The following is a 15,309-nucleotide window of genomic DNA, read 5'->3' as shown; positions in this document are numbered from 1 at the left end:
GGTCAGCGCAGCCGGGCGGTGAGATCGAGCGGCACGGCGTAGTGCGCGGCGAGCAGCGTGCCGGCCAGCAGCACGCCCCACAGCAGGGCGTTGACGACCATGACCCGGTCACGCAGCAGGATCCGGGTCGGTTCCCCGCCACGCCCGTCCACCACCAGGACCTGCAGGTAGCGGGCGACAGCGAAGAACGCGAACGGCACTGAACCGAGCAGGGCCAGATCGGTGTACGGGTCGGCCACCGTCTCCTGCAGGGAGAAGAGGAAGGCGACCACGGCCAGCACCGCGCAGAAGACGATCAGATGGTCCAGGTACCGGACCGAGTACCCGCGTAGCGACGGCCGGTGGTCGCTGCCGGAGACGGTCACCTCGTGCCGCCGCTTGCCGAGGATGAATAGCAGGCACAGGGCGAAGACCGCGACCAGCAGCCACCGGCCGACCGGTGCGCCGACAGCCAGGTGGCCTTGGACGACCCGCAGCACGAAGCCGACCGCGACCACGCACACGTCGACCAGTGGCAGGTGCTTCAGGCCACGGCTGTAGGCCAGGTTGAGGACCAGGTAGCCGGCGATCGGCCACCAGGCGACGGCCGGCCCGAGCAGCACCGCGGCGGCCAGCAGCAGCGCCAGGGCCACGCCGACGGCGTACGCCACCGGGACGCTGATCCGACCGGCGGCGATCGGCCGGCGGCGTTTGGTGGGGTGGGCCCGGTCCCGGTGCCGGTCGTGGACGTCGTTGCCCACGTACACCATGGACGAGGCGAGGGTGAACAGCACGACCGCCCAGCCGACCCGGGCCAGCGGTCCCGGCCCCAACGCCGGTGCATCGATCAGGGCGAGCGGAACCACCAGCAGGTTCTTCGCCCACTGGTGCGGACGGATCAGGGTGATCAGGTCGGTCAGCAGGCCGGGCCGGCTGGCCCCGGGCGACGGTGGGGTCGGGCCGGGGCCGACGGGCTGGTCGATGGCGATGGTCACGACGAGCTCCGGTGGGTGTGGGAGGCGCGGGGTGAGCTACCGGACGGTTCAGAAGACGGCCTTGGCCAGGCTCAGGACGCCCTGTTTCCATGGATCCCGGCTGGTCCGCCCGGTGGACGGGCTGGCAACGGGTCCGGCGGAGCGGGCCGCCCGCCACCAGTGGTAGGTGCGCAGGATCGCGTCGCGGTTGGAGTACTGCGGCCGCCAGCCGAGGACCTCGCCGGCCTTGTCGATGCTGACGTACGAGTCGTTGCACAGCTTGTGGACGAGTCGCCCGTACACCGGCGACAGCCGCAGCCGCTCGAGCAGCCGCAGGACCGCGACGGCGGGGCGGGCCGGAACCGGCACCACCCGCCCGCCGTGCCCGGCCGCGTCGAGCACCGCCTGGAAGTCCTCCCGCAGCGTGCCGAACTCGGCCGCGCCCAGGTTGAACGTGTCGTTGGCGTGGTCGGCGGGGGTGTGCAGGACGACCCGGACCGCGTCAACCAGGTCCTCCACGGCAAACATCTGGATCCGCACGCCGCCCCGGCCGAGCACCGGAAAGTTCCGGCCCTCCTCGGCCCATTCGAACAGCATCGCGAACAGACCCATCCGGCCAGGGCCGAGAAAGGTCTTCGGTCGCAGCATCGGTACGCACATCCCGCTGGCCCGCGACCGCTCACCGACCTCCTCGGCGGCGGCCTTCGCCCGGCTGTACGGGTCCACCGGTTCACGCGGGTGGTCCTCGGTGGTGGGCACCTGCCCGGGTAGCCCGTACACAGCGGTGGTGGAGATGTGCACGACCCGGTCGGCACCGACCGCCCGGGCGGCGTCGAGCACGTTGCGGGTGCCGTCCACGATGATCGACCGGATCTCCGGTTCCGGGTAGCTGGGCAGCGCCGCGGCGGTGTGCACCACCACGTCCGTACCGCGCAGCGCCACGCGGACCCGGGCTGCGTCCCGCACGTCGACGGTCAGGTAGTCGACGCCGGGCACCGGTTCGGCCGGTGGCCGCAGGTCGACGCTGCGTACCTGCCATCCGTCGCCGGCCAGGGATCGCACCAGGTTGCCACCGAGCATGCCACTGCCGCCGGTCACGGTCACCGTCCCGGCCGCGGCCCCGCTCACCACAGCGACGACACCTTCTCGGCCACGAAGCGGGCCAGCAGCCGGGTCATGCCGAGTGCGAGAGTCCGGTCAAGGCAGTCGAGGAAATGCTCGACCTCGGCGGGTTCGACGACCAGCGGTGGCCCCACCACCAGCGGGTTTCTGCCGTTGAGCGTGTAGTAGCTGTAGATGTCGTGGTCGCGGTAGAGGGCGTTGATCACCGCGCAGGTGACGAGCTTGGTGCCGAACTGCGGATCCTTGGCGAGCCCGCCCGGTGCGACCTTGGCCGCCAGGTCCAGCGAGCGGGCGCTGTTCAGGAAGACGCCCCAGAGCGCACCGGCACCCCGTACCTCGGTCACCACGTCGGGATGTTCCTTGGCGATCCTGGCGAGTCCCGGCGCGAGCACCCGCTCGATGGCCCGTGCCCGGGCCGGGAAGTCCTCGTCGACCGCCACGTTGATCGCCTCGATCGCGGTCGCGGTCTCCTCGCCGAAGCCGTAGTAGGTGGTGCTGGTGCTCTGCAACAGCGCGTCGTTGAGGCTGCCGTACGCCTTGGTGAAGATCCGCCGCCGGGCCACGTACGCCGAGATCGACGACTTGCCCCCGCCGAAGGACTTCGAGGTGGTCACCACGTCGGGGATCAGCCCGGGGTAGCGCATGAAGTGGAACATGGTCCCGGTCTTGCCCCAGCCGGTGTAGATCTCGTCGAAGATCAACACGATGTCCTCGCGGGTGCACAGTTCGCGAAGGCCACGCAGGAACTCCTCCGAGCACCACCGGATCGTCGAGGCGCTGAACGGTTCGATGAGGATGGCGTACACGTCGCTGCGGCCCTTGCGGTCGCGGCTGGCCTCCACCGCCGCCCGCACGGCGGCCAGATCGTCGTAGTCGAACGACACCACCCCGGGGATCCCGGGGAAGGTGAAGTGGTTCTGGGTGCTGCCGGTGAGGCTGCCGGAGCCGAGTAGCTTGCCGTGGAAGCTGATGTCGCTGCGCAGGATCGTGTTGCGCCGCCCGCCGTGGTACTTGTACGCCAGCTTCACCGCGCCCTCGACGGCCTCCGCGCCGGAGTTCGGCAGGAACGACATGTCGAGGTCGCCGGGCAGGACGGCAGCCAGGTTGTGTGACAGCGCGGCGAGGTACGGCGAGAAGTAGGTCTTGTGCACCTCCATCCGCTGCCGCTCGGCGAACCGGCGGCGGGCGGCCAGGATGCGCGGATGGTTGTGGCCGTGGTTGAGCACCCCGACGCCGCCAGTGAAGTCGAGGATCCGCCGGCCGTCGCGGGTGTGGATGTAGGCGCCTTCGGCCCGGTCGGCGAGTTCCCGGCCGAACCCGAACGAGGTCATCAGGCTGACCTGGCCCTTGTTCACGTGCTGGCGGTACAGGTCGTGCACCTGCTCGACGCTGAGCTGTTCGGCGTCGTCGATGGACAACAGTGGTGGCATCTCGCTGGGTCCTTTCGCTCTCTGATCGCGGCGAGTGGGTACGCGCCGATGGCGGGGCGGTGGCGGGTCAGAACGAAGCCGGGGCCGGGGACCGTTCCGCCGAGGTGTCCGTCGACGCGGCGGCCGCCCGCGCGGCACGCCGGTCGCGCAGCGCGGTGACGAGCAGGGCGGCCCCGGCGGTGAGGATCTCGGCGAGGGTGCACAGCACCCGGCTGGCGATGGCGGTGGTGACCGCCGCCGGCAGGGACAGCACGACTGTGAGGGCGGCGATCAGCAGGACGTCCCGCACCCCGACGCCGTCCGGAACGAACAGGGCTAGGGTGCCAGCCACACTGGCGATTGCGAAGGCGCCCAGCGCCACTGGCAGCGCCTTGACCGGCGCGGCACCCAGCAGGGTGGCGACCAGCCAGACGTGCACCCCGAACAGCACCCACGAGGCCGTCTGCCAGCCGATCGACCGCCGCAGGTGCTCGGGCCGGGCCAGCCGGGCCAGCTGTGGGCGACGGGCCAGCCGGGCCGCCACGGCGACCACCCGGTCGATCAACGCCGGCCGCAGGAGCAGTAACCCGAGCAGCGCGCCGAGGGCCGGGAACAGCCAGAGGGAGTGGGCCCCGAGCAGGGCCGGCGCGACCAGCAGACCGACGGCCCCACCGCTGAGCAGCACCACCACCACGTTCACCAGGTAGATTCCCGCCATTCTGGGATGGCTCACCCCGGCCCGCTCGCCGAGCTTGAGCAGGGCGAGCAGGCCCCAGACCCGGCCGGGCAGGAACTTTCCGAGGAGGCCGACGAAGAACATCCGGACACCGGCGGTGACCGGCACCGGCACGCCGGTCGTCGAGATGGTCAGCAGCCAGGCACGGGCGGCGCAGAGCAGGCCGCCGGAGGTGACCACCAGGGCGGCGGCCAGCGCCGGCACCGTCCGGGGACGGGTCAGCTGGCCGAGCGTCGACCAGTCCTGGTCACGGAGTGCGAACGCGACGACGATGCAGACGGCGACCACGAACGCCCCGACGACCAGCCGCCCGACGGGCCGGCGACCACGCCGGACAGTGCCGGGTGCCGGCTCTCGGCCGGCGGGTGTCGGCGCGTCTGTGACCATGACGGCCTGCTCCTTTCCTCGTGTCGGATGGTTCGTCGGCGGGCCGCCCGCACAGGGCGGATCGTGGCCCGAGCAGGCTCCCCAAAACGACAATCATCAATGGGTCGATGGTAGGGGCCGGCTTCCGGGCCGGCCAAGGTGGCAGAGCCCCATCCGCCGACAGGCTCCATGAAGGTGGCGGCACCGGCTACGACCAAGGACGCGCGACGCCTCGACCAACGGCGCGTACGGATGCAGCCGGGGCGCAGGCGCACCGCCGGGTCGGACGACACGCGGGCGGGCGGAGCGGAGGCTGTCGGACGGGATTACGCCGTCCGCACCGCAGCACGACGAACAGGCCAACCAGGTCCAACCGGTAAGGATTCAAGTTGATTTATATGGGTAAATTGCTAAAGAAAAGCTTATGGCCAGCAAAATCAAAGACGGAGACCAACCAAGCGGCCTGAGCAGAGACGATCTAATCCCGACACTCAAACCCCGTAAGGGGTGGATGTTCCAGTCGGGAGCGCTATCATAAGTCTCCGTGACAGGAGTCGGCGGGGAGGCCTCTTGAGAACTGGGCGTGACGCGGACGCGGCCCGAAGCACGGACACCACGGGGATCCTCGACGAGGTCCTCAGCGCGTTCACCAGGGCCCTGCGGCAGCAGGGCAACCAGTTGATCAGCCGGCCGGAGGTCGCCGAACAGCTCGCCGACCAGGTCGCATCGGTCCTCGACGACGTGGCGGCTCAGCTCAGACTGCCGGACACCTTCCGGATAACACTGACGGGTGAGGCTCGGCTGCCCAGTGTCGAAATCGGTGCGCAGCGGGCCGAGCACGGCATCCACCCGGTGGAGTCGCTACGCGCCGCCATCACGTTGTTCGAGGTCGGCCTGCCAATCATCAGTCGCGAATTCGCGCCCACCGACAGCATCAGCGCGACCCGGATCAGCAAACTGTTCCATGAGGCGATCATGGCGCGAGTCGCCGTCGGATCCCTGTCCTACGTGACGTTCCTGATGACAAAGCTGCAGGAGTCCCGGCAGGAGGAGCGGCGACGGATAGCTCGGGAGTTGCACGACCGGGTGCTGCACGGCATGAGCCTGACGCTGCACCGACTGGACCTGAACCGGCACTACGCCGAACACGACCAGGCGCGTGCGCGGGCCAATCTCGACAGCGCGGTCGAGTACCTCGGCGAGGCGGTGCGTACCGTGCAGCAACTGTCCGCCGAACTGCGCCGTTGTGTCGGCGAGGAGGGCCTGGCGAGCGCGCTGCGCGAATACCTGAAGGTGACGACGCCACCATCGGTACGGGTCTCGCTGCGCATCACCGGCGACGCCAAGGCCCTGCCTCCGGATACCACCGAGGAGCTCTACCTGATCCTGCGCGAGGCGGTCCGCAACGCGCTACGCCACGCCGCACCACGCCGACTGGACGTCACCGTCAATGCAGCTGCCACCGAGGTGCGCGCCGTGGTCTCCGACGACGGCCGGGGCTTTGATTCGAGTGGCCCGTACCGGGCCGGCGGCGGACTACCGTCGATGCGGGAGCGGGCGTTGCTGCTTCGGGGCCGACTCTCCGTCGTCAGCGAGCCGGGTAGGGGCACCCGCGTGGAGGTACGGGTCCCGCTGATGAAGAGCGGGCTTTGACCGCCCCGGACCGGCCGCAGATCCGGGTCTGTCTCGCCGACGACCACGCGCTGATGCGTGACGGCATCCGCGAGATGCTCTGCACCGATGCCAAATTCACGGTCGTCGGCGAGGCGTCGACCGGGCCGGAGGCGGTGGCCGTGTGCGTCCGGTTACGACCCGACGTCCTGCTGCTTGACGTGGAGATGCCCGGCCTCGGCGCCGCCGCCGTCGTCCGTCAGGTCGGCCGGTCCGCCCCACAGACCCGGGTCGTCGTGGTAACCATGCACGACGACCCCGACCTCGTGTCCGAACTGCTGACGGCCGGCGCGGTCGCGTACCTACTCAAGACGATCCTGCGGGACGAACTCGTCGCCGCCGTCCGGTCCGTGGTGCGCCGGCCCGTGCAGAACGTCCTGCTGGCGGTGTCCCGCGCGACCGTGGAACGGCTCGACCGGCAGCGACCGCGCACCACGCCACCGTTGACAGGACGGGAGTTGGAGGTGCTGCGGTTGACCGCCGAAGCGCTGAGCAACGCCCAGATCGCCGGTCGGCTGTGCATCACGGAGGCCACCGTCAAACGGCACCTGACGAACATCTACGCGAAGCTGCACGCGGTGTCGCGAGTCGACGCGATCCGCAAGGCTACTGCGGCGCGGCTGATCAAGCCGGCGCCGCAGGCACCGGTCAACTGACTGGGCTCGCCCGCATCGCCGCACTTCGGCGCTCCCCGGTGCCGGGCCGATCGGACGCCCGGCGATCGGACCGTTTCCGGACTGACTCGCCACCGTTGGCTCACTTCTTGATGATCAAGTCGTTACTTTGAGTGTCGACGATACGACAGGTCAGATGATTTCTTGTCATGTCGACAAAAAGCTATGGTCGAGTGGTGCTCGATGACATATGGGAACCGCCCCGGATCCTGCTCACTGTCGATCTCGTGATCCTCACCCTGCGCGATGGTCGCCTATACCTGCTCCTCGTGCGGCGCGGCGTCGAGCCGTTCGCTGGGCAGGCGGCGCTGCCTGGTGGATTCCTCGCCGATGAGCGAGAGGACATCCTCGGCGCCGCCCGCCGGGAGCTGCGGGAGGAGGCAGGGCTCACCGACATCCCGCACCTGGAGCAGCTCGGTACATACGGCGACCCCGACCGTGACCCTCGTGGACGCGTAGTCTCCGTCGCCCACCTCGCCGTCGTGCCGCGCCTTCCCGAGCCCATCGCCGGAACCGACGCCGCAGCCGCCGAGTGGACTCCGGCCGACGATGTACTCGCGGCGCGGGTACCGCTTGCCTTCGACCATCTCCGCATCGTCGTCGACGGGGTGGAGCGTGCTCGTTCCAAGTTGGAGCACACCGGGCTCGCGACCGCTTTCTGCCCCGAGGTCTTCACCCTCACGGAGCTGCAGCAGGTCTACGAGGCCGTCTGGGGTACGCCGCTCGACCCCCGCAACTTTTACCGCAAGGTCCAGGGCACGAAGGGCTTCGTGGTCCCCGCCGGTCCGCCGCGCGCCACGGGCACCGGTCGCCCGGCCCGCGTCTACCGCGCTGGCCCGTGCCAGAACCTCTACCCACCCATGATCCGCACGGATTCGGCCGTCACATCCGGAGGAGATGAGAGATGACCAGACCTGTGGTCGTGCTCACCGCACTGGACCTCGAGTACAACGCAGTCCGCGAACGTCTCACGAAAGTCGAACCGCACGTTCATCCGATGGGCACGCGATTCGAACGTGGAACTGTGGCCGGAGGCTCCTGTGAGATCATTCTCGGCCTTGTCGGCAAGGGGAACCATCCCTCCGCTGTCATCGCCGAGCGCGCCATGACCGAGTTCGATCCGGAAGCGGTCATCTTCGCCGGCGTGGCCGGGGCGCTCTGGCCCTCCGTCGGCCTCGGCGACGTCGTCGTGGCCACCCACGTGTACGCCTATCACGGCGGCACCAGCGAGAGCGACGCGTTCCGCACCCGACCTCGCGTGTGGGAGATCCCCCATGTCTGTGATCAGCTCGCCCGGCATCTTGAGCGGGAGCGGGGCTGGGCGCAGGGTCTCTCCGGAGGCGTGCCCCAGGTGCGGTTCGGCCCGATCGCCGCTGGAGAGGTCGTCCTCGATTCGGCGTCCTCGCCCGAGGCCACGCGTATCCGTGATCACTACAACGACGCGTTGGCAGTGGAGATGGAGTCCGCCGGGGTCGCCCAGGCCGCCCACCTGAACCGCTCTCTGCCGGCCGTCGTCGTCCGCGGCATCAGCGACCGCGCCGACGGGACCAAGGTCCACACCGACGGCGAGAACTGGCAGCCGCGTGCCGCCGCCAACGCCGCGGCCTTCGCCCTCGCGCTCGCTCAGGAGCTCGGGGCGCAGTATGGCTCCTCCCCTCGCCGTCCTCGGAAAGAAGCAGGTGATGCGCCGATGTCCGGCTCTGTCAGAAACGTCGCCAAGGGCAACGCCCACGTCGGATTTCAGGCACATACCGTTCACCACGCGACCGTCTACGGCGCGCCAGGCGGTCCCGGCAGGGAGACATTCCACGACCAGCTCGCAGACTTGCGCGCCGCGCTCCGTAAGTGCCATGAGGCGGGTGACGTCGATACGGTCACGTACCGCGCTGCGGAGCACGAGATGGATGCCGCCGCCGCAGAGGTACCTCCGGCCGACGACGAGGCACGCAGCCGTGCGACCACCGCCCTGCGGAAGCTGCGCGGCCTGCTACTGGACTGGACGGACCTCTCCACGCGGGTCGCGGGGCTCACAGCGGCTCTACGGGCCCTGTCATGAGCGCCGGGCCGCAGGAAGCATCGTTCACCAATATCGCGAGCGGCGATGCCCGGGTGGGTTTCCAGGCCCAATGGGTCCACATCGAAGGCGGGTACCACGTCAGCGAGGACGACCCGCCTGAGCGGCAGTTCGAGGTCGGCCTCCGCTACCTGGGGATCAGCGCGCAGTCCGAGGCGAGGGCGCTGATCATAAAAGCAGTCGCCCGAGGCTACACGAACTCCCGCACCTATTTCTACCTGGCGCTCGCACTGCTGAGCGGCCGTACCGTGCAGAGCCTGACGGACCAGGAACTCAAGCAGCTGGCAAAGGTGCGCCGTTGGGCGACACAACGCTCCGAAGATCCCTGGACCCGGGGCATCGATGTCGTCGGCTCGCTGCTGGACTCGCTGCCGCAGACCACGGCGGAGACTCCCGACCCGGCCGCGATCGGCGCGGTGGTCAAGGAGTTCGAGTCGCTCGACCCGTCCCTACAGGAGAGTATCCTCAACCATCTCGAGGTCTTCCTGGCCGGCCCGCACCAGGACTGGACCTGGCAGAAGACGTTCGCGGCCGCGCGGCGGGACAGGACGGCCAACGACCGGACGCAGCGCGTCTGGAAGTTCTTCCAGCCCAAGCCGATACCTCCTCGGCAGGTTCCGCCGCACCCACTCCGCACCAGCGCGGCGGACTTCCTGCGCGCCATCGGCGGCTCGGCACTGCTCCTCGTCACGGGCCTATTGGTGATCAACTACGCTTTGACGCACTCGTGGCCCCGCTCGGCCGGCTACCTGATGGTCGCTCTTGGAGCCGCCGTCGTGGCGGTCCGGGCGAGATTCACGATCAAACTCGCTCAGCATCGACGGCGAATGGTCCGCCAACGTTTCACCTTCACACCACAGCGTGTTCCCGCACAGTCCGACCGGTTCGCCTCAGCGATGGACTCCCTGTTCGACCGCTACTTCGGACGTTACCTGCCGCAGGGCCTGGCCCGGGAGACGTGGCTGGCGGAAACGGCGGGCATCCGGCAGTCGCTGCGCAACGAGCTGGTCGAGCTGTATCGCGAGCAATCGGTCGACGCCAAGCGGGTCGCCTGGCTAGTGAGATTCCTCGCCAGCGACGTCAAACGGCGGTGGCTCAGCGGCGAGCTCACAACAGATCCCGAGAACTCGCGAGTGCCACCCCCGACGTGGGCCGCCCTCGGCGCGGCCGTGTTCGCCCTGGTCATTGCCGGGCCACTTCTCCTATGGCAGGCCCTCGTCGAAGCACCGTTCACGACGGCGATCGCGACGGCCGGCGTCGTGGCCGGGGCTCGCCTCGCCATCCAGGGCTGGCATGCAATCCTGCTCGAGCGCCACCGCTACCGGGACGACGTGGTCCGGGTCCGGCACGACTATGAGCACCGGTGCGCGGCGTACGACAGGTGGGTGCGCAAGTTGGAATCGAAGCCGACCGACGCGGAGATGGCGCACTGGCTCGACTGCGATCGCAAGACCCTTGTCCAGGACACGCTGCGGCACTACCGCTTAGCCGCGCAGGACGTCATAGCGCACGCATTCATCGAGGCACCCGTGCCCGGGTGCAAGCGGGCCCGAGTCAGCAAAGGACCATGGCGCTACTCGCGATACAAACTCTTCCTCTTCCTACTCACCAAGGACGGCGTCCGCCAGGTCACAGTCACCCTCGACTTCGAGACCACGGGATTCGGCGACCAGCAGCGCCTCACATACCAGTACAACTCGGTCGTGGCGGCGCACGTCGTCGATGCCCGCAACGGCGAGAAGAAGCTCTCCCTGACCCTGACGAACAATCCCCGCGACGAGCTGACGATCACTGGCGAGTGGCCAGGCATGCCGGAGCTCGGCGACGACGACCGCATCGCCTCCCAGGTCTCCCTCGACGCCTCGGGCCTCGATCGCACTCTGCATTTGCTGGAAGGCATCGCCGCCGAGGGCAAGGAGTGGATCACCCACGAGAACCGCCGGGAACGCGCCGGCCTACGACGGCTCGTCGCGGCGATGGAGGACTGACCCGCTTTGAATGCCAACTTGCCCGCTTGGTGAAGTTGCAGCCGGCTAGAATGGTGGTAATTTGCACATTATTACCCCTAATGCCCTGTTAGTACGAGTGGGGTGGTGGGGAGTCGACCGAGGACGGGTACGGGGGCGAAGGCTTCGGCGTACCGGACACCGGCGCGTCCGCCGTGGAGGCGGGCCAGGGTTTCCGCCATGGGGCCGAAGTGCTCGGTGATGGGCTGGGACTGGTGGACGGCGAGTGCTGTGATCTTGGTCCACCGCAGCGGTAGCAGGGCGTCGTCGTCGGTGGGTCGGCTGGCCTTGTACCCGTCGTGTTCCTGCTGCCGGGCCTGCGAGCCGTGTTCGCCGTCCCAGACGACGATGACTTCGGGGCTGCCGCCGGGGATCTCGTTGCGGATCGCGACCCGTAGCAGGGCGAAGAAGGCGAACAGCCCGGTGAGCAGGCGGGTCTTGTCGCGGGAGTAGATCGGTGCGGGGAAGCCGAAGGTGGCTCCCCACAGGAGGTTGTGTCCATCGACGAGCAGCAGCGGCACGGCGGCTGCGGTGTCGGCGGGGATCGGGAGCGTTGGCTGCATGGGGCGACCGCCCATCAGCTCACCACCTTCAGGAGTTGGCCAGCGATGTGGGCGGGTCGATAGTCCCGCGCGCGGTAGTAGCCGACCCTGGAGATGCGTTTGTAGCGTACCGGGTCGTGCAGGAGCTGGTCGGCGGCGCGCCACAGCCCTGCGTGACCGCTGGTCTGCGCGACGATGACGCCACCGTCGCCGTCGCCGATGAGCGTCGGGAGGTGGTTGACGTCGAGGGCGATGACGGGGGTGCCGACGGACATTGCTTCGAGGGCGACCAGGCCGAACGTCTCGGCCAGGGAAAGGCACGATGCAGACGCTGGCGGCGGCGAGCAGCTGCGTGACGCCCTTCTCCGGGCCCAGACGCGCGACGACGCGGATCGGATCTTCCCATAGGTGACTGCGTGAGCGGGTCTACTCGTCGGCAAGACGCGGCGACCCGGGGGGCGGTGCGGCCCATCTTCATGTCGAACTTCCGCACAAGTCGACCGCGCCGCCCCACCTGACCCGCCTCTCCCGAGGTCGCCCAAGCCAAGCCCGTGTGGAGCAGGACAACCGGTTAACGAAAGACGTCACCTCTGGAAAGCGGCCACGCTCCCCCTGCGCTCCCCGGCAAGGACGGACAGCAACAAGCCCGTTACCAGATGTCCGGCAACGGGCTTGCGACGTGCTTGTACGGCTGGTGGGCGATACTGGGTTTGAACCAGTGACCTCTTCCGTGTCAAGTAACGATCATGGCCCCGTGGCCCGTCCCAGAACAGCCGCTGACCTGTGCTCCGACGTCCGCCACCGTCCGCCGACGTCCGGGGTAGATCACCCTGATTGACGCTCAGTTAGACGCTCGGTCCCAGCGTCAGCGACCTCGGTCAAACTTGCCACAGAGCCTGCGCACGGCTTGGCCATAAACTCTCGCTTGCAAGCTCTGCGCACTACGTCCGGCCCCATCCGCGCAAGTCTCTGACCTCGCTTGGGTCCGATACTCACCTTCCCTGACTCCCCACGTCCGGTCCGGTTGCTGTCACCACTGCTGTCGACAGCAACCGAGTAATGGGCGTCGTCGGAGGACCTCGCCCGGAGTGTCAGCTTGAAGATCGCCGGGCACCGGCCCGCACTAGGCCAACCGGCCAGGTCACGCAGGCCCTGGCTGCCTGGGGCTGTCCCTGATTTATCCGGCCTACTTGCACTCCAGCGGCACGACCAACCAGGAGGTTGCCGCCGGTCCGCAGGCTCGTTCGATCGCTGGGCGTGGCAGCTGTCTGGACCGGCGGTCGGCATCGGGAGCCAAGTTATCCACTGTTGATCGTCTCGATGGTGGCCTACTCATGGCGTGGATCTGATGAACATTGGCGGCTACGTTGGTGCTGGCTGTTCGGACGGTGTGGATGGTTGTCCCGACTCGCGATTATGAGAGTGTGATGAGTAGGACACTGAGGATGATCGTGGCAGCGGGGCTGCTGCTGACTGCGTTGGCACTGGGCGGGTTCGCGCTGTTCCTCCGTGATCAGGGGGTTGAACGGGCGGGCCAGTGGGTCTCGGTAGTGGGCTTCTTCATCTCGACGGCGCTCGGGGTACCCGGGTTGGCGGTCGCGTGGTTGGCGTGGCGGCGTCCGTCGGGCACTTCGATTGCGGGTGCGCCGGCTGCTGGTCTCAGGACGGCCCGCAGTGGTTCCATCTCGCAGAACAACACCGGTGGCGTGAATGTGGCCAGCACGGGTGTGATTGGTGACGTTCGACTGCCTAATGAGATGAAGTGACACAGGGCATCCGTCGCTCAGGCGGAATAGATCAGAAGAACACGGGCGGGGTAAACCTCGCCGTATCGGGCGTAGTCGACTCTCTGTCATTCGGCGCGGCGTCGATCCCGCTGGAAGTGGCGCATCTCGATCCAGCACAGGTGCTCGCCGACGTGGAGGCGTCCACCTTCGTTGGAAGGGAATGGCTGATTGCACAGCTTGATCAGTTTCTCGGAAGCAGGCCGTGCGGCTATATCTGGATTGAGGCAGACGCGGGCTTGGGTAAGACCGCACTTGCGGCCTGGCTTGTGCAAACAAGAGGCTATGTTGCGCACTTCAGCCGCCAGGCTAGCGGCGGCGCCATATCCGCCATGCAGAACCTTGCAGCACAGTTGATCACGACGCAAGGGCTAGCGAGGTCGGTAGCACCGGGTGGAATGTTGCCCGACTGGGCTGTGACAGGACCTGGCTTCGCTTCCTTGTTGGCTAAGGCCGCACCGGGACCGGGTGGCCGACTGGTAGTGGTTGTTGACGGGCTTGACGAGCTGGGTGAAGCACCGTCAGGCCGGCTGCCGTTGGAACTGCCACCGGTGTTGCCGCCGGGGATATTCGTGGTCGCGACATACCGGACGGGTTACCAACGGGGTGAGGCCGCATGTCCAGCGACTACATTGCGTATCGCGGCAGCCGATCAGCGCAACCAACACGACCTGCATCGGTATCTGGCGCACCTAGCCTCAGATGACGTAATGATCGCCAGGCTGGCCGAGTCGGGCATCTCTACGCAAGAGTTTTGCGAGGTGCTGGCAAGGAGGTGCGGTGGCGTATGGGTATACCTGCGATATCTGCTAGCCGAGATTCGCTATGGCTTGCGGCGCGCAGACGATGTCGAGAACCTGCCAGATGACCTGTGGGGTTTCTACCGTCGACAGGTTCATCAATGGCAGAAGTCCTCGCACTGGCCCCAGCTCCGAGCCGTATTGGCAGCCCTGGCTGTGGTGGGCGAGCCGGTCGACGTATCGATGTTATCGCGATTCGCTGACATCGGTGACAAAAGGCTAGTGCGGCGGTGTGTTGACTACTGGGTGCGGCCATTTTTGACAGTTCACGGAACTATGTCGCGGCAGTATGCGATCTACCATGCCAGCTTTCGGCAGTTCCTCTCTGGCGAATTGGCGCCAGCTCGCATGGGTGAGCATCCAGACGATTGGCATATTGTGGCGATTGAGTTCGCCTCGGCAATGGTCGGCGCGCATGGCGCCGTGGCGGACACGTACCTAAATTTGTTTGGCGGATTGGACCACGGATTGGATAAGCTCGCCGTCGAGCCGGAGTTGGCAGATCGAGATGGCGGATACGCGTTACGACATACTGCTCGGCACCTGGTGCAAGCAGATCGCGGTGAAGACCTGCATCGATTGCTATTCTGCGACCACCCGGCGGCGGGTAGTCGACGGATTAATCTCTGGTTTGATGCACACGACCGGGCGTCGACGCTCGATGACTATCTGTCAGACATCAATCTAGCTCGTCAGGTTGCGGAAGCAGCTACCAACGAACAGCAAGGAGTAGGTACGCTCTTGGCTGGGTTCGGACTGGAGTTTAGGTACGCGTTGATGTATGCGAGCGTGCACACCGTCACCAATAACATCAACCCGGACCTGTTGTGCGCTCTTGTCGAAGAGCGGATATGGAACGTCCGACGGGCATTAGGACACGCCCGCCGTTTAGCCGACGAACTGCACCGCAGCGATGCTCTGACCGGCCTGGCGCCCTATCTGAATCCCGACCAGCTGACCACGGCACTCGACGCCGCCACCACAATCACCAACGAAAACGTACGAGCGGAGGCGTTGACCGGCCTGGCACCCCACCTGAATCCCGACCAGCTGACCACGGCACTCGACATCGCCACCACAATCGCTGACGAGCATCCACGGGCGAGGGCGTTGACCGGCCTGGCGCCCTATCTGAATCCCGACCAGCTGACCACGGCACTCGACGCCGCCAC

13 protein-coding genes are annotated in these 15,309 nt (G+C 67.5%); 7 read left to right on the top strand and 6 right to left on the bottom strand.

The window, feature by feature from the left end:
* Positions 1–2: 2 nt before the first annotated feature.
* The 4 genes from ACFHW1_RS26505 to ACFHW1_RS26490 form a co-directional block, all read right to left on the bottom strand.
* Entirely contained in the window at positions 3–974 is a 972-nt protein-coding gene (locus tag ACFHW1_RS26505; protein WP_416557510.1) for a decaprenyl-phosphate phosphoribosyltransferase, read from the bottom strand.
* 48 nt (positions 975–1,022) lie between these two features.
* Positions 1,023–2,081 (bottom strand): NAD-dependent epimerase/dehydratase family protein, encoded by a 1,059-nt coding sequence (locus ACFHW1_RS26500; protein WP_416557509.1) that lies wholly within the window; start codon positions 2,079–2,081, stop codon positions 1,023–1,025.
* The gene (locus ACFHW1_RS26495) at positions 2,078–3,406 is read right to left on the bottom strand and encodes an aspartate aminotransferase family protein (protein ID WP_416557513.1); all 1,329 of its coding nucleotides are present in this window, start codon (positions 3,404–3,406) and stop codon (positions 2,078–2,080) included. Before ACFHW1_RS26495 ends, ACFHW1_RS26500 begins: the two co-directional genes overlap by 4 nt.
* Before the next feature lie 166 nt (positions 3,407–3,572).
* Positions 3,573–4,607, bottom strand: a complete 1,035-nt coding sequence (locus ACFHW1_RS26490) for a lysylphosphatidylglycerol synthase domain-containing protein (RefSeq protein ID WP_416557508.1) — start codon at positions 4,605–4,607, stop codon at positions 3,573–3,575.
* A 549-nt stretch (positions 4,608–5,156) separates the two neighbouring features.
* Between ACFHW1_RS26490 and ACFHW1_RS26485 the strand changes: the two genes are divergently transcribed.
* The 5 genes from ACFHW1_RS26485 (at position 5,157) to ACFHW1_RS26465 (ending at position 10,993) form a co-directional block, all read left to right on the top strand.
* Positions 5,157–6,239, top strand: coding sequence for a sensor histidine kinase (locus tag ACFHW1_RS26485; protein WP_416557507.1), 1,083 nt, complete (start codon positions 5,157–5,159; stop codon positions 6,237–6,239).
* A complete protein-coding gene (locus tag ACFHW1_RS26480; RefSeq protein ID WP_416616383.1) occupies positions 6,236–6,913 on the top strand; it encodes a response regulator in 678 nt (225 codons plus the stop codon). The genes ACFHW1_RS26485 and ACFHW1_RS26480 overlap by 4 nt, the downstream gene beginning before the upstream one ends.
* A 167-nt stretch (positions 6,914–7,080) precedes the next feature.
* Entirely contained in the window at positions 7,081–7,839 is a 759-nt protein-coding gene (locus tag ACFHW1_RS26475; RefSeq protein ID WP_416569231.1) for an NUDIX hydrolase, read from the top strand.
* Positions 7,836–8,987 (top strand): purine phosphorylase, encoded by a 1,152-nt coding sequence (locus ACFHW1_RS26470; protein ID WP_416616381.1) that lies wholly within the window; start codon positions 7,836–7,838, stop codon positions 8,985–8,987. Before ACFHW1_RS26475 ends, ACFHW1_RS26470 begins: the two co-directional genes overlap by 4 nt.
* The gene (locus ACFHW1_RS26465; protein WP_416616379.1) at positions 8,984–10,993 is read left to right on the top strand and encodes a hypothetical protein; all 2,010 of its coding nucleotides are present in this window, start codon (positions 8,984–8,986) and stop codon (positions 10,991–10,993) included. The genes ACFHW1_RS26470 and ACFHW1_RS26465 overlap by 4 nt, the downstream gene beginning before the upstream one ends.
* 77 nt (positions 10,994–11,070) lie before the next feature.
* On the opposite strand, the gene ACFHW1_RS26460 is transcribed toward ACFHW1_RS26465, so the two are convergent.
* The gene (locus tag ACFHW1_RS26460; RefSeq protein WP_416616377.1) at positions 11,071–11,574 is read right to left on the bottom strand and encodes a hypothetical protein; all 504 of its coding nucleotides are present in this window, start codon (positions 11,572–11,574) and stop codon (positions 11,071–11,073) included.
* Between the two features lie 14 nt (positions 11,575–11,588).
* On the bottom strand, positions 11,589–11,828 hold the full coding sequence (locus ACFHW1_RS26455; RefSeq protein WP_416616376.1) for a glycosyltransferase: 240 nt from the start codon (positions 11,826–11,828) through the stop codon (positions 11,589–11,591).
* 1,170 nt (positions 11,829–12,998) lie between these two features.
* On the opposite strand from ACFHW1_RS26455, the gene ACFHW1_RS26450 reads away from it, so the two are divergent.
* Both ACFHW1_RS26450 and ACFHW1_RS26445 read left to right on the top strand, forming a co-directional pair.
* A complete protein-coding gene (locus ACFHW1_RS26450; protein ID WP_416616374.1) occupies positions 12,999–13,319 on the top strand; it encodes a hypothetical protein in 321 nt (106 codons plus the stop codon).
* Positions 13,316–15,309 (top strand): hypothetical protein (locus tag ACFHW1_RS26445; RefSeq protein ID WP_416616373.1); only part of this gene is annotated, 1,994 nt, incomplete at its 3' end. The genes ACFHW1_RS26450 and ACFHW1_RS26445, both read left to right, overlap by 4 nt.

The organism is Micromonospora sp. LOL_014, assembly GCF_048060245.1.
In the GTDB taxonomy this organism is placed as follows: domain Bacteria; phylum Actinomycetota; class Actinomycetes; order Mycobacteriales; family Micromonosporaceae; genus Micromonospora_E.
The sequence above is the reverse complement of the archived record's forward strand: the minus strand, read 5'-3'. Positions and strand labels throughout refer to the sequence as shown.